The 18,877-nt window shown below is 68.9% G+C and carries 19 protein-coding genes, 1 tRNA gene and 1 pseudogene; 11 read left to right on the top strand and 10 right to left on the bottom strand.

Going from position 1 to position 18,877, the window contains the following annotated elements:
• Nucleotides 1–415: 415 nt before the first annotated feature.
• From WME85_RS38260 to WME85_RS38250, 3 genes are all read left to right on the top strand, one after another.
• Nucleotides 416–1,912 (top strand): RICIN domain-containing protein, encoded by a 1,497-nt coding sequence (locus WME85_RS38260; protein WP_437828137.1) that lies wholly within the window; start codon nucleotides 416–418, stop codon nucleotides 1,910–1,912.
• A 242-nt stretch (nucleotides 1,913–2,154) separates the two neighbouring features.
• A complete protein-coding gene (locus WME85_RS38255) occupies nucleotides 2,155–3,576 on the top strand; it encodes an RICIN domain-containing protein (protein ID WP_437828134.1) in 1,422 nt (473 codons plus the stop codon).
• Between the two features lie 863 nt (nucleotides 3,577–4,439).
• Nucleotides 4,440–6,221 carry a right-handed parallel beta-helix repeat-containing protein gene (locus tag WME85_RS38250; protein ID WP_437828133.1) on the top strand — a complete coding sequence of 594 codons (1,782 nt, stop codon included), beginning with the start codon at nucleotides 4,440–4,442 and terminating at the stop codon, nucleotides 6,219–6,221.
• 445 nt (nucleotides 6,222–6,666) lie between these two features.
• Here the strand turns inward: WME85_RS38250 and WME85_RS38245 are convergent, their stop codons facing one another.
• From WME85_RS38245 to tnpA, 6 genes are all read right to left on the bottom strand, one after another.
• Nucleotides 6,667–6,870 (bottom strand): hypothetical protein, encoded by a 204-nt coding sequence (locus WME85_RS38245; RefSeq protein ID WP_437828131.1) that lies wholly within the window; start codon nucleotides 6,868–6,870, stop codon nucleotides 6,667–6,669.
• Nucleotides 6,871–6,955: 85 nt separating this feature from the next.
• On the bottom strand, nucleotides 6,956–7,384 hold the full coding sequence (locus tag WME85_RS38240) for an IS66 family transposase (protein WP_437842468.1): 429 nt from the start codon (nucleotides 7,382–7,384) through the stop codon (nucleotides 6,956–6,958).
• Nucleotides 7,385–7,822: 438 nt separating this feature from the next.
• A complete protein-coding gene (locus tag WME85_RS38235) occupies nucleotides 7,823–7,975 on the bottom strand; it encodes a hypothetical protein (RefSeq protein ID WP_437828130.1) in 153 nt (50 codons plus the stop codon).
• Complete coding sequence (gene tnpB, locus WME85_RS38230) at nucleotides 7,948–8,514, bottom strand: IS66 family insertion sequence element accessory protein TnpB (protein ID WP_437842466.1); 567 nt, start codon at nucleotides 8,512–8,514, stop codon at nucleotides 7,948–7,950. Before tnpB ends, WME85_RS38235 begins: the two co-directional genes overlap by 28 nt.
• 44 nt (nucleotides 8,515–8,558) lie before the next feature.
• Entirely contained in the window at nucleotides 8,559–8,681 is a 123-nt protein-coding gene (locus WME85_RS38225) for a hypothetical protein (protein ID WP_437828127.1), read from the bottom strand.
• Nucleotides 8,678–8,851, bottom strand: a complete 174-nt coding sequence (tnpA, locus tag WME85_RS38220) for an IS66 family insertion sequence element accessory protein TnpA (RefSeq protein ID WP_437842463.1) — start codon at nucleotides 8,849–8,851, stop codon at nucleotides 8,678–8,680. The genes WME85_RS38225 and tnpA overlap by 4 nt, the downstream gene beginning before the upstream one ends.
• A 194-nt stretch (nucleotides 8,852–9,045) precedes the next feature.
• Between tnpA and WME85_RS38215 the strand changes: the two are divergent.
• Nucleotides 9,046–9,195: pseudogene (locus WME85_RS38215) on the top strand (DUF899 family protein); the annotation flags it as partial.
• Nucleotides 9,196–9,300: 105 nt separating this feature from the next.
• Here the strand turns inward: WME85_RS38215 and WME85_RS38210 are convergent.
• The gene (locus WME85_RS38210) at nucleotides 9,301–9,546 is read right to left on the bottom strand and encodes a transposase domain-containing protein (protein ID WP_437828125.1); all 246 of its coding nucleotides are present in this window, start codon (nucleotides 9,544–9,546) and stop codon (nucleotides 9,301–9,303) included.
• Between the two features lie 868 nt (nucleotides 9,547–10,414).
• Here WME85_RS38210 and WME85_RS38205 point away from each other — a divergent pair.
• The gene (locus tag WME85_RS38205) at nucleotides 10,415–11,227 is read left to right on the top strand and encodes a hypothetical protein (RefSeq protein ID WP_437828122.1); all 813 of its coding nucleotides are present in this window, start codon (nucleotides 10,415–10,417) and stop codon (nucleotides 11,225–11,227) included.
• On the opposite strand, the gene WME85_RS38200 is transcribed toward WME85_RS38205, so the two are convergent.
• The 3 genes from WME85_RS38200 to WME85_RS38190 all read right to left on the bottom strand — a co-directional run bounded on the left by WME85_RS38200 (nucleotide 11,220) and on the right by WME85_RS38190 (nucleotide 12,463).
• Entirely contained in the window at nucleotides 11,220–11,723 is a 504-nt protein-coding gene (locus WME85_RS38200; protein ID WP_437828120.1) for a hypothetical protein, read from the bottom strand. The genes WME85_RS38205 and WME85_RS38200 overlap by 8 nt on opposite strands.
• Before the next feature lie 255 nt (nucleotides 11,724–11,978).
• Nucleotides 11,979–12,365 (bottom strand): helix-turn-helix domain-containing protein, encoded by a 387-nt coding sequence (locus WME85_RS38195; protein WP_437842460.1) that lies wholly within the window; start codon nucleotides 12,363–12,365, stop codon nucleotides 11,979–11,981.
• A 23-nt stretch (nucleotides 12,366–12,388) separates the two neighbouring features.
• Nucleotides 12,389–12,463 (bottom strand) — tRNA-Gly (locus WME85_RS38190).
• 400 nt (nucleotides 12,464–12,863) lie between these two features.
• On the opposite strand from WME85_RS38190, the gene WME85_RS38185 reads away from it, so the two are divergent.
• From WME85_RS38185 to WME85_RS38160, 6 genes are all read left to right on the top strand, one after another.
• Nucleotides 12,864–13,571 (top strand): FadR/GntR family transcriptional regulator, encoded by a 708-nt coding sequence (locus WME85_RS38185; protein ID WP_437828118.1) that lies wholly within the window; start codon nucleotides 12,864–12,866, stop codon nucleotides 13,569–13,571.
• On the top strand, nucleotides 13,568–15,004 hold the full coding sequence (locus WME85_RS38180; protein ID WP_437828115.1) for an FAD-binding oxidoreductase: 1,437 nt from the start codon (nucleotides 13,568–13,570) through the stop codon (nucleotides 15,002–15,004). Before WME85_RS38185 ends, WME85_RS38180 begins: the two co-directional genes overlap by 4 nt.
• 463 nt (nucleotides 15,005–15,467) lie before the next feature.
• Entirely contained in the window at nucleotides 15,468–15,671 is a 204-nt protein-coding gene (locus tag WME85_RS38175) for a hypothetical protein (RefSeq protein ID WP_437828112.1), read from the top strand.
• A gap of 131 nt (nucleotides 15,672–15,802) precedes the next feature.
• A complete protein-coding gene (locus WME85_RS38170) occupies nucleotides 15,803–17,074 on the top strand; it encodes a hypothetical protein (protein WP_437828109.1) in 1,272 nt (423 codons plus the stop codon).
• Nucleotides 17,071–17,616, top strand: coding sequence for a glycine-rich domain-containing protein (locus tag WME85_RS38165; protein WP_437828107.1), 546 nt, complete (start codon nucleotides 17,071–17,073; stop codon nucleotides 17,614–17,616). The genes WME85_RS38170 and WME85_RS38165 overlap by 4 nt, the downstream gene beginning before the upstream one ends.
• A complete protein-coding gene (locus WME85_RS38160; protein WP_437828104.1) occupies nucleotides 17,613–18,782 on the top strand; it encodes an MFS transporter in 1,170 nt (389 codons plus the stop codon). Before WME85_RS38165 ends, WME85_RS38160 begins: the two co-directional genes overlap by 4 nt.
• Nucleotides 18,783–18,877 lie beyond the last annotated feature (95 nt).

Genomic DNA, 18,877 nt, shown 5'->3' with positions numbered 1-18,877 from the left:
CTCGACTATGTTGCTCGCGGCTGGGATCGCGGTCCTGGCCAGTGGCACCCTGATTGCAGCATCGATCCCAGCGGCCCCAGCGGCGGTGGGACCCCGGTGCAGCCGGCAGCGGCGGGAACCTCGGTGTCGACCCGACGTATCCCGCCCAGCAGCAGGCCTCTCCGGGGGGCTGCACCATAGACATCTGGTCGTGCTGTACGGCAACGCCAGCTGCTCGGTGATGGGGAGGCTCCTGCTCGTGCGCTTCATCGTCGTGCAGCAGGTCCTGAGGCGCTCGGCGCGGCGCGCTTCCTGCGCAGCCAGCGCCGGCGACGTACGGTCGAGCGCGCGGCGAGCGACCCCGATCCACGCGAGGGCGGCGTCGAGCAGTGAGAAGATTCCAGTTTCACTTACTTGATTTGACGAGGAGAACAAGATGAGGTTCGGAACCAAGCAGAGCTTGCTTGCTGCGGCGGCGACGGGCGTCCTCGCCGTGTCGTGCGTCATCGGCCCCGAGGGGGCGTACGACGCCGAGGTCGAGGAGCAAGGCTCGCTCGAGGGTGCCATCACCGTCGATACGAGCGCGGTCTACACGATCGTCGGCGTCCAGAGTGGAAAGTGCGTGCAGGTGGCCGGAGGCAGCACCGCTGATGGCGCGGCGATGCAGATCTCCAGCTGCAACGGCTCGACGCGGCAACAGTTCCGCATGGAATCGGCGGGCGGCGGTTACTATCGCATCCGCAACGTCAACAGCAACCGCTGCATGGACGTGGCGGGCGCCTCCACCGGCGACGGCGCCGCCGTCCAGCAATACTCCTGCTGGACCGGGACAAACCAGCAGTGGTCGTTCACGGACGTCGCCAGCGGCGTCGTGCGCCTCACCGCGCGCCACAGCGGCAAGTCCCTGGACGTCTACGGCCGCGGCAGCGCGGACGGCACCGCGGTGATTCAATGGGCGTCGAACGGCGGCACCAATCAGCAATTCCGCCTCACGCCCGTGAGCTCGGGAACCGGCGGCACCGGCGGGGGCGGCACGGGCGGCACCGGCGGCACCGGCGGCACCGGCGGCACCGGCGGCACCGGCGGCACCGGCGGCACCGGTGGCGGCACCGGCGGCACGTGTACCGCGTCACAACCGACTGGTCGAAACGTGTCGGGGAGCGGCCCTTATCGGGTGGTCGTCGAGACGAACTCGGACCCGGGCATCAACCAGGGCACCATCTATCGTCCGGCGGATCTCAGTGGCAGCACCAAGTTTCCGATCTTCGTCTGGGGGGAGGGCGCATGCTCGCGAGACGGGCTCGCGAATCAAGCGGCCATGGCCCAGATTGCCTCGCACGGCTACTTCGTGGTGGCGGACGGGACACCGGTCAACAGCCAGCCCAACCGCGACCTCGGGAGCGGAGGCGACGTGCTGCGCGGCTACGTCGACTGGGTGATCGCCCAGAATGACAAGCCTTGCAGCGCCTACTACCAGAAGATCGAGACCACGAAGGTCGCCGCGAACGGCTTCTCCTGCGGCGGCTTGATGGCGTCGGGGACCGCCGCGGATCCCAGAATGACGACCTGGGGACACACGAGCAGCGGCTCTTTCTCGGCGAATCAGTCGTTCTACAACTCGATTCACACACCCGTGTTGATCATCACCGGCACCGCGGATAGCCTGGGCGCGAACGTGAACGGCGCGAGAGACTTCCAGAACATCGCCGCCCTGGGTGATATCCCGGTCATGATGTTCGCCAAGGTCGGCGCGGATCACGGGGGCGACCTGTGGGCCCGGAACGGCGGCGAGTTCACTCAGGTCAACCTGGCGTGGCTCAACTGGTGGCTCAAGGGCGACGAGTCGGCCACCGGCAAGGGCATGCTCGTCGGCCCGAGCTGCCGCTTCTGCACCGACAGCACCTGGCAGGTCTCTTCCGCCAATCTGCCCTAGGGTGGCTCGCTCTCGAACCGCCTTGCTCCGAGGAGCAAGGCGGTTTGACCGACCCTGGCGCACGCGGAGGGAACCTATCCACCCCGCGCGCGTCTCGACATTCATCCGCAGCGGCAATGGCCGGCGCGGCGGCCCGCTCGGGACCCTTGAGCGCGCCGCGCGCGACCCCGACCCACGCAAGGGCGGCGTCGAGCAGTGAGAAGACGGCAGTTTCACTTACATTACAGGACGAGGAGGACAAGATGAGATTCGGAACCAAGCAGAGCTTGCTTGCTGCGGCGGCGACGGGCGTCCTCGCCGTGTCGTGCGTCATCGGCCCCGAGGGGGCGTACGACGCCGAGATCGAGGAGCAAGGCTCGCTCGAGGGCGCCATCACGGTCGATACGAGCGCGGTCTACACGATCGTCGGCGTCCAGAGTGGAAAGTGCGTGCAGGTGGCCGGAGGCAGCACCGCTGATGGCGCGGCCATGCAGATCTCCAGCTGCAACGGCTCGACGCGGCAACAGTTCCGCATGGAATCGGCGGGCGGCGGTTACTATCGCATCCGCAACGTCAACAGCAACCGCTGCATGGACGTGGCGGGCGCCTCCACCGGCGACGGCGCCGCCGTCCAGCAATACTCCTGCTGGACCGGGACAAACCAGCAGTGGTCGTTCACGGACGTCGCCAGCGGCGTCGTGCGCCTCACCGCGCGCCACAGCGGCAAGTCGCTGGACGTCTACGGCCGCGGCAGCGCGGACGGCACGGCCGTGATTCAATGGGCGTCGAACGGCGGCACCAATCAGCAGTTCCGCCTCACGCCCGTGAGCTCGGGAACCGGCGGCACCGGCGGGGGCGGCACCGGCGGCACCGGCGGCACCGGCGGGACCGGCGGCACGGGCGGGACCGGCGGGACCGGCGGCACCGGCGGCACCGGCGGCGGCGGCGGCTCCAGCGGCACGCGCAGCGCCGGCTGCGGCATTCCCACCTCCCTCGCCAGCGGTAGCCGCACCATCAACGTCAACGGCACCACGCGCCAGTACGTGCTCGACATTCCGGCGAACTACGACGCGAACAAGGCGTATCGGCTGGTGTTCGGCTGGCACTGGCGCGGCGGATCGGCCAACGACGTCGTGAACAACGGGTACTATGGGCTCAAGGCGCTGGCGAACGGCAGCACCATCTTCGTCTCGCCGAACGGCATCGACAACGGCTGGGCCAACACGGGCGGGCGCGACATCGCCTTCGCTCGCGCCATGGTCGACACCCTCAAAGCCAACCTGTGCGTCGACACGAGCCGCGTCTTCTCGACCGGGTGGAGCTTCGGGGGGATGATGTCGAACGCGCTCGGCTGTGACATGGCGGACACCTTCCGAGCCATCGCGCCGATGTCCGGCGCCCTCTACAGCGGCTGCAACCGGTCGAACACCCAGCCCGTCGCCGTCTGGATGTCCCACGGCCTGTCCGACAGCGTCGTCCCCATCTCGGCCGGAAGGGAGGCGCTCGACGTCTTCGTGCGCAAGAACGGCTGCAGCACCGAGACGAGCCCCGTCGGCCCCAGCTCGTGCGTCGCCTATCAAGGGTGCCGGGAGGGATACCCGGTGCACCGCTGCGAGTTTGCCGGTGACCACCAGCAGCCGAGCTTCGCGAGCTCGGCCATCTGGAACTTCTTCACGCAATTCTGACCTCGCACCCCGCCGACGCGGCGGCGCGGGCAGCGGCAGACGCGCCCGCCCGAGCCGCCGCGTCGCCCCGCCCCGCCCGTGAGCAGTCAGCTCTCTCTCTCCCGACGAGGAGTGGCGGCTCATTGCGGTCGGGCCGCCCAGCTGCCGCGCTCCGTGACGTGAGCCGTCAGGACCGGGGGGCGGCCACTCCATCGACGACGCCCCCGAGCGCCCTCTCTCCACATCATCCTGGAACGCACGCTCGGCGCGCCCGCCAGAAGTCCGGCCGCGGATGGCCGGTGACGACGCCGGCCGCCGTGTCGATGGTCAGCGAGCAGGCGCGCGCGCCCGTCCTTCACGAAATTCGCCCGGCCGTCGCGGGCTCTTCTCCACCGATCGACCTCGGCGGGCCGCCGCCATGCGCTCGGACGCGGCGCTTGCGCACAGGCGTTGAGCGTGACAAGTCACGTGGCATACAGTGGGCGCGGCGTGGCCGGATCCGTGCCGGCATGGGCGACGGTGCATCCGGCGCGTTGTCCGCAACAGGCGTATCGCTCTCGAAGGTAACTGTCACGGACAGCCTCGCTAGCCGTCGACGGCGAGCCAGCGCGCCCGGCGCCCAGCGTCCCTGGCGTTGACGTGCCCTCTCCGCGCCCGCCAGGACGGGCCGCCGCGCCGCGCGGCGCGCCCGCTCATGAAAATTGCTCAGGCTGGACACGGAGAGCGGAACATCGGTGTGCTCGCGTCGCGGTTGCACCGGAGGGGATGACTCTCTCCCTGGCACAGCGGTGCTCCGCTCGACTTCTGCGCTCGCTCCTTGCACCTGACAGCGACTGACAGCGACTGACAGCGACGGATCGACCCTCGTCCGAGAGGAGGTATGTGTGTTATTGGACCAGCGGTTTGTGCAGATCTGGATCGGAACACTGCTCGCGCTCGCCTCCGCTCCAGCCGGAGCGACCCCGTCCCAGGACAGCGCCAGCCGCGCCGAGGCGGGCTGGGGATATCAGCCCCCTGCGGTGGAGCGCGCTGCGTTGTCCCAGGGTTTCTGCAGCCTCGATCTGCCCTACACCGAGCCGCCCTTCATGGCAGACGAGACGACCGGCGTCGCCTGCCCTGATTTCGCCACGCAATCTCCGCTTTGCACGGGGCCTTTCTGCCCCGCCAACCGCGTTTGCCCGGGGACGAGGACGCTGCACGAGGACCTGAATGCATGTCAGGGGGCGACCTGCTGCCTGCCAGGCTCCGTCGACCCGGACGGCGTGGTCGACGTCCTGCCCTACCTGGCGAGGCCGGCGGAATGGCCCTTCTCCGCCGACGCGTCCGTCGATCACAGCACGAACGTCGACGACAGCCCGAGTATCGCGGCGGCCATCGAGTGCGCGGCGTCGCTGCCCGCCAGCAGGCGCACCGTGGTCTTCCCTGCGGGGCGCTACGTGCTGCGCACCCCGCTGCGGCCTCACTATGACACGCTCACCCTGGAGGGACCGGCGCTGTCTCCCGGGGCCAGCCCGGGCGATCCCCGGACCGCGACCCTCGTGGCGATCCCCTGCAATCCGGAGCAGTACCCCGGGGCTATCCAGGTCACCCGGGTCGTCAAGCCGGGCGGGACCGTCGTCAGCGCGGTCCGGGGGCTCTGGATCCGCAATCTGCAGATCGCGCTCACGAACGGGCCACGCGCGACGCCCAACGGCGGCATCCAGCTGAACACCTGCTCGGACTGCAAGGTGGAGAACGTCATCATGCGATACTCGCCCCTCGCGCCCCAGCTACCTTCCTGCAAGCCGAGCAACCTGGAGGGCATCGGCTTCACCTGGGGCTCCGGAGGCGTCATCCGGAACGTGCTCGTGGACGGCGTCTCGAAGAGCGGCATCTACCTGTCCTCCATCGCCGGGTACCACGACACGCCGCCCATCCTGGTGGAGAACTGCGAGATCAGGAACATCAACGGCCCGGTCGGCGCCAGCGCGATCAAGATCGTCACCGCCAACGTGACCGTGCGTAACTGCAATGTCCACCACAGCATGATTCATCCCGGCGACGGCTCGATCTCGGCCAGCGGCGGGCATGGCCTCTGGATCGCCACCCAGATCTCCGCTGGGCCCGGGATCCCGAGCCCCGTGCCGGAGAACATCGTGGTCCAGGACAGCTACTTTCATCACAACGGCGGCGCCGGCGTCGTGCTCGCGAGCGCCATCGAGGAGGACCGTCCGACGGGGGTCCTGATCAAGCGGGTCAGGTTCGCTTACAACGGGAGCCATGGCGTGCACGTCCAGGCGGGCGCCGGCGTGGCGCTCCAGGACGTCTGGTCCTGGGGAAACGCGCTCTACGGCGTCCTCCTGAGCTCGCGCACGACGCTGCCCGCGACCTCGGTCCGGGTAGGGGATGTGACCCTGGAGAACCTGCTCGTCTTCGACAACGCTCTGCGCTTCACGTCGGGCGCCTATCCCGGCATCAAGATAGAGGCCAGCGACGTCACGATCCGCGGCGGTGAGGTGGCTCGCTGCGACCCAGGGCGCGGGAGGCAAACGCGATCCATCCAGCAGCAATGCTGGCTGTCGGGGCCAGCTGGCGCCCAGGAGCTCTTCCATCCGGAAGAGAACGTCATCTCGGGCGTGCGCACCCATGGCACGAGCGCGCCGGAGGTGCTGGCGTGCCCTTATTGATGAGCGCGGGGCGCTCGCCCTGAACCGGCTCACGTCCCCGTCCTCCGCGGCTCGAGCTCGAGGTGTTGGGAACGCGGTGTCGGCGAGCGGCAAGCGTGCGTCGTGGCCACGTGGCCTCGCGCGGGTCGAGCCACCTTCAACGAAACGCTGAAACTGTTTCCGCGTGTCGCCGCTTGTCCGTCAAGGCGCGCTCCTCAAGCATGGAGGACCACCACGACGAGGAGACAAGCATGCATCGGTTTGCCCATCTCAAGCTCAAGTTCGCGAGCCTGACCCTGGCCGCGGGCGCGGCCCTGGCCGCGAGCGCGGCGGCCTGCGGCGACAGCGCCAGCCCGGCGCGGCCCCCGCAGTCCACGCTCGAGGTCCACGCTCGGCTCGACGCGACCGGCGTTGGCGACATCACCCAGATGCCCGACGGCCGCGTCATCATCGGCTTTCACCCGTTCTACACGCCCGAGGTGCAGGTGGCGCTGCTCAACCCAGACCGGAAGTCCACCACGCCGTACCCGAGCACGGCGTGGCAAAGCTGCAAGAACGCCGACGGCAGCTGGAGATCCGATTTCAACGCCTGCCTGGACTGGGTGCTCGGCCTGCACACGGACCAGAACGGCGTCCTCTGGCTGCTGGACTCGGCCAGATCCACGGACAAGGCGGCGGGGCGCCCCGCTGGCCTCGTGCCCAAGCTCGTTGGGTGGAATACCCACCAGAACGAGCTCGCGCGCGTCATACCCATCTCACCCGAAGCCACCATGACCGAGTCGCAGCACAACGACTTCGTGGTGGACCTGAAGCACAACGTGATCGTGATCGCCGATGAGGCCATCGGCGAAGGCTCGGGCGGCGTCGAAGAAGACGTGATCCTTGTCGGCGAGGACGACGAAGAAGTGTCCCTTGCGGCACGGCCCGGGCTTCTTGTCCTTCCGCTCCCGGATAGGCCCAGGCTGGATGGAGACCCCGGTGGCGTCCATGGAGAGGCAGAAGGCGGTCTCGAAGGCCTCTTTGCGCGCGGCCTCGACGATGGCGCCCAGCGTCGCGCCCGCGTCTTCGGCGTAGCGGCACATTGTGCCGCGATCGAGCGACGCCCCCTGAAGCTCCAGCTGCTGCTCCAGTCGATAGAACGGGACGCCGAGCAGGTACTTGCTGGTGAGGATGTGCGCAATCATCGACGGCGCGAGGAACGACCGCCGGAACAGCTCCTTCGGAAGCGGCGTCGTGATGAAGATCGTGCATGTCTCGCCCTTCGGCGCCGGCGGCGGCGCGTCGAGCGATGCGGAGGAAGCGCGCGACTCGCCGGCCGCTGCCGTGTCCTCCGGGCTGACGCTCGCAGCGGGCGTCGGCGTCGGGACTTCTCTCGCGACGACCTGGAGCGGGGCAGCTTCCCCCTCGCCAGAGCTGCTCGCATCCGTGACGGACCTCTCGGCCTTGTACACGACGCGTGCGAGCACAATGCGGCGCATTCCGCCGCGCTCGTAGCCGAGTCGCGAGGTCTCCTCGACCCCGATGCGCGTCGCCGTCGCATCGAGCTCAGGACAGGAGAGCTCGATGCGGACGACGGGCAGGTCCGACTCGGCCAGGTCGCGACGGCCCTTGCCGCCGGTCCTTCATTTCGGCCCTCTGGGGTCGTCGTGCTGCCGCTCGTCGCCCGTCTTGCGCTCGGCGGCGTCGAGTGCCTTCTCGAGACGCTGGACCTCGAGGAACATCGAGTCGAACGCCAGCTGCTCGGCGCTCACCTCGGCGCGCTCCGCCTTGGCCACGAACAGTCGACGTCGGAGAAGCTGCAGCTGCTCGAGCGCACGGGTGTAGGCGCGCCGGAACTGCGCGAGCGCATCGCGCGCTCCGACCAGCTCGCTCTTTGCCGCTGCGAGCTCCGCTTCGAGCTGCGCGATGCGCTGCTGCTCGGGCGTCGGCGTCGGCTTGGCGGCGGCGTCGGGCACGACGCCGCCATACGTAAGCCGAGCGTCCTTGTCGAGCGAATTCGTGCGGCCCAGTGGACGCGGCGCGGTGCGCGCCTTCGCGGTTTGGACGTGGGCGCGATCTCGATGCCGTCGAGCAGCGTCTCGAGCGTCGCGTCGTCCACCTCGACGTGCGTGGCGCCCTCGGTCGGGGGGTCGGGCAGCACGAACGCCCCGCGATCCAGGCGCTTGGAAAACAGGCAAAGCCCGCTGCCATCGAAGAAGAGGATCTTGATGCTGGTCCGCCGCTTGCCGATGAACGCGAACAGCGCTCCGCAGCGCGCCTCATACCCCACACGCTCGCGAATCAGACCCGAGAGCCGCTCGAAGCCATAGCGCATGTCCACCGGCTCCAGCGCCACGAACACCTGCACGCCGGCCGGGATCATTGCGTGCCTCCGCCGAGGGCGCGGACCACGTCGGCCAGCAGCGCGGGGTCGAAGCCCGCTGCCACGCGCACCCGCGCGCCGCCGACCTCGACCACGAGCTCCGAAGCGCTGCTCGTCACGGCGGGCGCCTTCGGCACCAGCCGCAGAAAGCGCGGCCGCTCGGTCCGCGACAGCCGGCTCGCCGGCTCGACCAGCCGTGCAGCGTCGAGGCCGCGAATCCGGGGCTCCGAGCGAACTCCTCCGCCGTTTCACCACTCTCGCGCCACGCCCGAACGCGCTCGGACCACATCACTTCGGTCGCCTTCGTCCTTGTCATGCTCGCCATCATGAACTGGACAGCGCGGCCGGGGTGAGACGGCGCTTCGCGCAGCGCTTACGATGCACCGATGAGTTCCGCGCGCTCCGGCAGTCCATCGTCCGGACCCATCCCGGCAGCGCCCGCACCGGGCGCGGCCCGTTCCCGACGACAATGGAGACTTACCCATGATCCGGATCGAACTACCGCGCGTCGTCTCGCGCGCCGAGTGGCTGGAGGCGCGCAAGACGCTGCTCATCCGCGAGAAGGAGCTGACGCGAGCGCGCGACCAGCTCAATGCGGATCGCCGGCGCCTGCCGATGGTCGAGGTGACCGAGCCGTAAGATGCGGCACCAGTGCATCAACGCCGGCGAGCCGCGAGTCCGGCGGCCGGCAAGGGTGCGTCCGTGCCCGCGGCAGCGGATGGCGACGCCGGGGAGCGATCAGCTGGGGGCCGCGGTCGGCGCCCGAGACCACGGACTGGCCGCGAGCCGCTGCCGAGCGTCGGTGTTCTCGAGGGTCTGCTTCCAGGATTTGGGAGCGAGCTCGATGAGCCGCTCGGGAGGCCAGGTTCGCAGCAGGATCAATACGTCGCGCAAGTAGGTCCAGGGCTCGATGCCGTGCAGCCCACAGGACGCGATGAGCGACACGATGGTAGCGTTCCACTCGGTGCCGTCCTTGCTGCCCACGAAGAGCCAGTTCTTCCGATTATGTGGAGCTCCACATAACTGCTGTTATGTTCCGGGTCATCGAGACCCGCAATATCAGCGAGCCCATGACGAACGCCGAAGCAGTGGGCGCAGACGCCATGATTGATATTGCGTTAATTCTCAGAGTGCTGAATGGATAGAATGGCATGTCCATTCGGCACGAGGCATCGGACTTCCACGTGGCTGGAACTAGCTGGGATGGGCATGGTCCATAGAAAGCGCTGGCTGGAACCAGGAACAAAGTCATCGTATTCGACGTTGTCGACTGTGCCCCCACGCGTGAAAACGAGACATGTCCTATTACCCGAAACGAGCTCACCGAACCCTGTCGTGACCACGGTAACCGCGCCCAAATTTCCGCCAATGACGTCCTTGACTATTGGACAAATAACACCCTGCGTGTCCCCCGACCTGTTCCAGAATCCACCACTTTTGAAATATGAAAGATGACTGTTCCCATTCTCAAACGAGCACACGGAACCGCTTACCAGTTTGGCGTCCTGGGCATGTGATATTGATGGCATCCCGAGCGTCGCCACCAAGGCAAGGCCACTCACCTGAGCCAATCGACTGTACAACCGACCTGTTCGAGCATCCATACAGAATCCCCCCCCACTTATCGACACAGCAAAACCGCGTGCCCACCACTGCGTCTTGCCTTCGCATTCGTCATGTAGTGCCATCCGCAATGCGCGCAAGTGTGGCTCGTGACATTGGCCCAAATCGGTCTCTCCGCATATCAAGCAATACGGAGGATCTCCCTACTTTGCGGGCTTTGCGGGAGAGAGCCGCTCCCCTGCTTCTTCTATTGTCCGCATGGACGACCGGCTGCGGAACCTCGCCCAGCGTGGTCGACCCCGGCGTGACGGCTTGCGAGGGCACCTCGTGCGAGGACGAGCCGCCCCCGGAGTCGGTCTGCCTCGAGCACATCGCCGCGGATATCATCGATGACGGCTGCGGCGTGTTCGTCGCCGGAAGCTTCGGGGGCGTCGACGACAGGAACCCCGGCACCAAGGCGAAGCCGGTGTACAACATCAGGCGCGCCATCGAGCTCGCGCGCACTGGACGAGGGCGCGTGTTCATCTGCAACGACGGATTCATCATGAATCCGATCACAGTGCCCTCCGGCGTGGACCTCCTCGGTGGCTTCGATTGCCGGAAATGGGGGCGTGACCCCCAGCGCCCGTGGTCCGAGCTTCAGCCCGCGGGGACCACCATCGCCCCCCCGGTGACGATCGAACCCGCGGGCCCTGAGGACAGCGGGGCCGCCGACGGGGGCTCGACGCTCGCCGATCTTGACGTGCCGTCGTGGGGCCCGCTCGGCATACTCGTCCAGTCCAACACGGCGGTGGAGATCGTGCGGAGCAACATTGCCCCGAGCGGCTCGCTGCCAGGCAGTGATGGTGAGCCGTGGCTGACCATCCCCTCCGTCTTGTTGCACTGGATCTTACGATCGCCGCCTTCCGGCGGCTCCGCCCCGAAGTCGCCCGACGCGCTGGAGCTGAAGACGGGGACTGGCCCATGGACCGGCGCACCTGCCCCTTCACCATTCTCCCACTCCTCGCGGGGAGAGCAGTCTCCCACGGTCCAGTTGCATGCCGCAAGCGACCAGATGGCGATAGCCATGATCAGCAGCAGACTTCTATTTGCGTTTATTTGACACTCCATCGAAGCACGGAACCGGCGACAACAATCACCGACGCGTGACCAGGCGGCACAAGACTGCTCCCGCCGATCCAGTCCACGTTAGCGTTCACGGACACGCCGAGCGGTCCGACAACGTACGCGTTCATCGGCGCGTGCCCGCCCACCGCCATCCCGGCGATGCGCCCGCACAAGGTGCTGCCGCACGCCGGCATGAGATAGACCGCAGCCGATGGCCCCGCGCTGACATCGCCGCTTTTCCATTGATATCCGATGGCAACGGAGGTGTGATTGTAAACGCCAGCCCCGCCTACCTGGAACGGAGGCACAACGCTGCACTGGTCGTGAACCTTGAACAAGAGGTCTCTCTCGATGCGCCATGACATCCCTGCATGCGGCCCCATCGCGAGACGCTGAGCTGTGCCGGCCTGGACCCACCCGAAGCTCACACCGGCGCTCAGCTCGGATGCTTCTCCCTGCGCTGGAACGGCAACGAGCGGGAAGACGACCATTGCCGCGCATGGTATCCGCCCGCCTCTCATGCCCATCGATTCTCCCCCCACTTCGGCGACGAACGAGCAACGTGACCACGACCCATCCTCCTGAACGTAGAAATGGACGTCAATCGGAATTCGGCGAGAACATCACCATGGACGTGAGTCGTACCGTCCGGGGCGGTCACCATTGCGCACCTCGGAATCGCTAAGCTTTCCAGCGACCGCCCCTCTCCGACCGGAAACTCCTGGCGGGATTTCTGACGCTCTGGTTCAGCCACGAGGCGTGCTTGGGCGTGAAGTGGCGCTTCCACCGGGGGTGATCGTCGAACCAGTCGAGCACGTCACCCGTATCGTGCGCAGACGGCTTGTCGCAGAGGATGTGGCCGTCGCCTTCGGGGTAGCAGGCATGTTGCGCAGCCCATGCGCGCTCAGCAGGGCGCAGGAACAATGCGTGACGGGCACCCCCGCGTCCTTGGGCGGACGACAGGCCTCGGCTTCTATCCGCGCGCAGTCGGCGGGCGAGAGAGAGGGCGGACGCCCTGACCGCGGCACATCCTCAAGCTTGCTCTCCGGAGCCAGACCGCGAAACCGCGCACGCCAGCGCTGAACGGTCCGGGGATGGACGCCGAGAATCTTGGCGACATCGTACGGCCAGATCTCTGGCGGCCGGAACTAGGTCGTGGAGCGGGAGACGGGATTTGAACCCGCGACGTCAACCTTGGCAAGGTTGCACTCTACCACTGAGTTACTCCCGCAAGCCTCGATCACACGAGCCAGGAAGCCACGTTGCGCGAACGCATGCGGGGAGATCCTGAGTGTGCCGAGCCCTCGACCGAGGTGGTCCCCGTCGAGGCGGCGGAGGAGTACCAACCGGCGTCGTCCCAGTCAAGCGCTGAAGTGCGGGACCTCGGCGCTCTTCCTCGGGCGCTCGCGCGGCCAGGCGCCTCGGGCGCTCGCGCGGCCAGGCGCGCGGCGCAGGCGGGCGCGTCCGTCGAGGGCCGGGAGCAGCGGGCGCCGCAGCCGCCTCGCGGGGCCCGCTCACGCCCTGGGCGCGTCTCTGCCCTGCTGGCGGCCTCCCGCGGGCGCCCTCCCTCCAGGTTGACATGGGAGACCCGTGTCGATAGCGTTGGTCTGACCAGAAGGCCAGAAGACAGTATGACCAGCCCGATCCGCTTCCAGCCCGTGCCCCGGTCGGCGATCTACGTGCACGTCGCCGACCAGATCCGCGACGCGATCCTCAACCGCTCGCTGTCCTCGGGGGAGCGCCTGCCGCCCGAGCGCGAGCTGGCGCAGCAGTTCGGGGTCAGCCGCGCGACGATCCGCGAGGCGCTCCGCCACCTCCAGGCGCAGGGGCTGCTCGCGCCGCACGGCCGGACCTCGCCGATGCAGGCCGCGAGCCCGGACGCGGCGGTCGACCGCTTCCGCGAGGCGCTGACCCACGTCGTCCAGCTCCAGAGCGTGCCGCTCCCCGACCTCGTCGAGCTGCGCGTCGCGATCGAGACCGCCGCGATGACGCGCGCGGCCGCCGCGCCGGTCGAGGCGCACCTCGCCGAGGCGCGCGCGGCGCTCGAGGAGATGGAGAGGCCGCAGATCTCGCCGGTCGAGTTCCACCAGGCGGACGTCGCGTTCCACGTCGCGCTCGTCGCGGCCTCGGGCAACCAGGCGCTCGCCCTGGTGATGCTCGCGGTGAGGGACAGCATCCGGCTCCACCTCGACGAGGCGCTGCGGGGGCGCTCTTTCGCGACGATCCGCCCGCGGGTGGTCGAGGAGCACCGGGGGCTCCTGCGCGCGATCGAGCGCGGCAACGCGAAGTCGGCCGCGACGCTCCTCCGGGCCCACCTCTCGGAGTTCTACGGCACATGAGCCCGCTGGACGAGCTGGTGGGCCTGCTGGGCGACGGTGTCGTCACCGACAGGGACGTGACGGACGGCTATCGCCACGACAAGGCGATCTGGGCGGTGGGCGGCTGGCCGCTCGCGCTGGCGCGGCCTTCGTCGACAGCGGAGGTGCAGGAGCTGGCGCGGTGGGCGACGCGGCACGGCGTCGCGCTGGTGCCGCGCGGCGCCGGGACCGGGGTGGCGGGCGGCGCGACGGCCATCCACGGATGTGTGGTGGTGAGCTTCGAGCGCATGAGCCGGATCCTCGCGATCGACGAGGCGGCGATGCTCGCCGTCGTCCAGCCGGGCGTGATCAACGGCGATCTCAAGGCCGCCGCGCGCGAGCGGGGGCTCTGGTATCCGCCCGACCCGTCGAGCTACGCCATGTCGTCGATCGGCGGCAACGTCGCCACGAACGCCGGCGGCCTTTGCTGCGTGAAATACGGAGTCACGGCCGACTACGTGCTCGGCCTGGAGGCGGTCCTCGCCGACGGGACGGTGATCCGCACCGGTGGCCGCAGCCGCAAGGACGTCGCCGGCTACGATCTGACGCGCCTCCTGGTCGGCTCCGAGGGCACCCTGGCGCTGGTCACCGAGATCACGCTGCGGCTGCGGCGGCCGCCCCCGCCGTCGGCCACCCTGGTGGCGACGTTCGGGTCGCTGGAGGCCTCGGGGCGGGCGGTCGCGGCGATCGTCCGCTCGGTCGACGCGTCGCTGCTCGAGATCATGGATCGCACGGCAGTCCGCGCCGTCGAGGCCCACGCGCGGCTCGAGCTCGACACCGAGGCCGCCGCGATGCTGATCGCGCAGAGCGACGCGCCCGGCTCCGCCGAGCTCGGGCGCATGCAGGAGGCCTGCGAGGGCGCCGGCGCGACCATGGTCCTCACCACCGAGGACGAGGGCGAGGGGCAGATGCTGCTCACGGCGCGCCGCCTCGCCCTGACGGCGCTCGAGCGGCTCGGCACGGTGCTCGTCGACGACGTCGCGGTGCCGCTGCCGCAGCTGCCGGAGATGTTCCGGCGCATCGACGCGATCGTGGCCGAGTCGGCGACGATGGTCGGGACGGTGGCGCACGCGGGCGACGGGAACCTCCACCCGCTGGTCGTCTTCGACCGCAACGACGCCGCGGCCGAGGCGCGCGCGGTCGCCGCCTTCGAGGCGGTGATGGCGCAGGCGCTGGAGCTCGGCGGCACGATCACCGGCGAGCACGGCGTCGGCACGCTCAAATGTGCCTTCCTCGCCCGCCAGGTCGGCGCGGCGTCGCTCGCGCTGCAGCGGCGCATCAAGGCGGCCTTCGACCCGGGCGGCATCCTGAATCCCGGGAAGGTGATCGGGCCGCCTCCGGGCAATCCGGGCAATCCGGGCAATCCGGGCAATCCGGGCAATCCGGGCAAGAAGCCTGGCGGCGATCCGACGTAAATCAGCGACAGCTCGGCCGCCTCGACCTCGACGCGGGCCGCTCGCCCGGCGCCGATCGCGGGCGAGGTGAGTCCGACCGCGGGCGCGCCTCTTCGCGGGGCAGTTTGCCACGCCGTGATCAAGGCGTCCTCGCGGGCTTTCACGCCGCAATCGTATCGCGTCGCTCGAATCATCTGCTCGCGGTGCGCGCGTCCAGAGGGCCGCGCTGCGCCCGGAGCTGCCTTGTCGGGCTCACGGATGATTGGCGCGGCGCATCCACGAATCGACTCGTCGATGATGGTATTTCATTTCAATCGAGTCGAGAGCGCGCCCTTGACCCTCATTGCTGGAACCATATAGTCCTGAGACGGTCGGGCGGCACACAATGCGTGTGCGTCGGGCCGCGGGGGCACACGACCGCAGCAGCGCGCGGGCTGTGGAGGTGTGCGTCGTTCACGCCACCATCACGTTATCGGAGGTTCACATGAAGCAATTGATTCAGCAGCTCGCCCAGGATCACCTCTGGAACCGCTGGGTCGCGGCCAACTCGGCCAGCGAGCCGACGCTCGCCGCTGGCTGCATCTCGAGGAAGGACGGCTGTGTCTCGAAGAAGGCCGGCTGTATCTCCCGGAAGGCCGGCTGCATCTCCAGGGTGCGCCGCCCCGTGAAGGCCGGCTGCATCAGCTGATAGGTCGTCCGGGCTCGCGGGCGAGGCGGGGAGATCATCGTACCGGTGGTCTCCTGCCTCGCTCGCGGCCGCCTGGACCTGTGGGCGCAACGCTTCTCGATGGCCGCTCGCCGCCTTCCTGGACTCGACCCATGGACGACCACAGACAGACGCTCTCCGAGATGATCGATCAGGTCAGGGACATCCCCATTTACCGCCAGTCGATCGAGGCGGGCTCCTTCCCGATCCTGGAGAAGCCGGAGATCGCCAGGGGCTTCCCGGACAACTGGATGACCCCGAGGCTCGCCGAGGCGCTCAGCGCCGGCGAGGCGGAGCTCGTGCTCTCGACCGGGACCAACCACGCGCGGATGCAGATCATCCGCCCGCCGTTCTTCCTCTTGCAGTCTTATTACCGGCTGTGGAGCGAGCACCCCGACGTCGCGGTCACATGGCAGCAGGGCTGTCAGCGCGTCTCGCTCACCACGGTGCTGGCGACAGAGCACGTGGCGCGGGTCAACGCGAAGAGGCGCGGCGTCCCGGCCCCGGCGCTCCCGAGCCTCGAGGAGCGCCGGCTCGACGCGCGCACGCTCTACCTGAACCTGCGGCTCGACCCGGCGCTCTGGGAGCGCGGCGACGTGGAGCGCATGCTCGACGAGATGAGCGCCGTGAAGGAGGCGCACCCGCGAGGCTGGTACCACCTCGACTGCGACAGCTACCACCTCGCTCATCTGGTGCGAAAGGCGCAGGCCTGGGGAGCGTGGCAGCGCTTTCCGCGGCCGGCCAGCGTCATCCACGCCTACGAGTACACGCCGAGGAACGTGCGGCGGTTCTTGCAGCAGCACCTCGACTGCCCGATCATCGATCTCTTCGGGAGCACCGAGCTCGGGTATCTTTACTACAGCGATCGTCACGGTCGCTACTGGCCCTACCTCGACAAGATGCACCTGGAGCTGATCCCGGTCGAGGAGGGCAGCTCGGTCTACAGCATCATCGTCTCGAGCGTGCGCAACCCCTACATGCCGCTCATCCGCTATCGCTCCGGCGACTGCGCCGAGACGGTCGATGGCTCCCCCGATCCGCTCCGGATCCGCCGGTTCTGCGGGCGCGAGCGAGAGCTGCTGCGGCTCCATCGCGGGGGGCTCCTCGCCCAGGCTCACCTCGACGACTGGATCGCCGAGGCGGCGCCCTCCGTGTTCATCTATCAGCTCCACCCGGAGGGGCCGCAGAAGGCGCGGCTCCTGTACACCACCTTCGACGACAGGCCCGTCGAGCCGAGCGCGGCGCGCGCGCTGCGGGAGAAGGTCCTGGAGGGCGCCGGGCTCGATTGCTCCCTCGAGCACCGCGCGCACATCGCGATCGGCAAGTCCGGGAAGTACGCGTGGCTGGCGCAGGGCGGCGAGGCCGCGGGAGGAGGTGGCTCGTGAAGCTCGATCGACCCAGGGTGACGACCGCCGCGCTGAAGGCGCTGCTCGATGAGGCGCTCTTCTCCGGCGTGGTGCGCCACTTCGTGAAGACCACGGGCGAGGAGCCCGCCCACGTCGAGCGTCAGGTGATCGAGTGCCTGAGGTACCTGTACCTGATCTCGCGCTATCCGGAGCCGCTGGCAGGGCTGTTCTTGCCCGTGGAGCAGGCGATCGACGAGGTCTGGCACTACCTGATCTTGCAGACGCGGGAGTACCGTGAGCTGTGCGAGGAGCGCCTGCCGGGGCGCTTCTTCATCCACCACCGCAGCCTGCCGTACGAGGACTACCACGAGGCGCAGCCCAGCCGGGAGCAGGCGCTCGAGGAGGCGCTCTGCTGGCTGCCTCTCTACCGCGAGGAGTTCGGCCCGTTCGACGAGGGCGCGCTGCCCCACTGGACGATGGTGCGGTTCCTCCACCAGCACCTCGGCCTCTCCCTCGACGCCATCGCGGCGCTCGAGGCGGAGGGCCAGGCCGCGCAGCCCGGCGCGGGGCGCGTCCGGTGATCGGTCGGGCCCTGCGGGCCGCGCCCGCCACGTCCATCAACACCCTGGTCCTGCTGCTCTGTCAGGTCCTGGGGATCGCCGGTGTCGTGTCGATCCAGTTCGTCGGCAGCCTGGTGGGCGAGCGGCTGGCGATGGACATGCGGCTCGCGACCCTGCCGGTGGCCCTGCTGGTGCTCTCCTCGGCCCTGGGCACCTGGCCGGCCAGCCAGCTGATGCGCCGCTTCGGGCGCAGGCCCTGCTTCATCGCCGCGGCGCTCCTGTCCGCCGGCTGCCTGGCGCTGGCGGCGCGGGCCGTGGACCGGTCGGACTTCGCGCTGTTCTGTACGGCGGTCCTCGGCGTCGGCCTGCAGGGCGCCTTCGTGCAGCAGTATCGCTTCGCGATCCTCGAGGGGCAGGAGAGCGCCAGGGCGCCGCGGCTGCTGACCATGATCCAGCTCGCCAGCGCCGCCGGCATCGTCCCCGGCGTCTCGCTCTTCGGCCTGCTGGAGGGGCGCACGTCCAGCTACATGCCCTGTGCCCTGCTGATCCTGGCGGCGCTCCAGGTGGCGGCCGCGCTCGCTTTCGTGGCGTACCGGCCGCAGGAAGCGCGCGTCGCCGAGGCCTCCGCCGCGCCCGACGCGGGCGTTCGCGCGATGTACTGGCCGATGGTGGCCATGGGCGCCGGCGCCTTCCTGGTGATGAGCCTGATCATGGTGCCGACGCCCTTGCAGATGTGCGGTGTCGAGCAGAGCTCGGTCGAGCAGGCGAGCTGGGTGATCCAGGTGCACCTGCTGAGCATGTACCTTCCGTCGCTCTCGGTCGGCGCCCTGCTGAGGCGGGTGTCCATCGCGCAGCTGCAGGGCCTCGGGCTGCTGTTCCTGCTCGTGGGGTTTCTGTTCAGCTGGCTGCCCGGCTTCGAGGGGCACCTGGTCGGCCTGGCGCTCGTCGGGGTGGGATGGTGTTATGTGTTCGTGACCGCGACGACCCTGGTGGCGCGCAGCCGCTCGGGCTCCGAGCGTTTTCGCGCGCAGGGCGTCAATGATCTCTGCGTGTTCGCCGCCAGCGGCGTGGCGTCGCTGACGTCCGGGGCCCTCCTGTCGGTGCTGGGGTGGAGCGGGCTTCTGTACCTCGGCCTGGCGCTGGTCCTGAGCTTGATGGCGCTCGCCTGGAGCGTCCACCGCACCTGAGCCCGGCGCCGGCGTCGTCGCCGTCGCCGTCGAGCGGGCGGCGCGACGCGGCGTCGAACGCATCTTCGCAGTCACCGCGCGGGGCGCGACGAGCC

Origin of the sequence: Sorangium sp. So ce1153 (assembly GCF_051521595.1) — a bacterium.
Taxonomy (GTDB): Bacteria; Myxococcota_A; Polyangia; order Polyangiales; family Polyangiaceae; genus Sorangium.
Note: the sequence above shows the minus strand (reverse complement) of the source record. Positions and strands in the feature narration are given on the sequence as shown.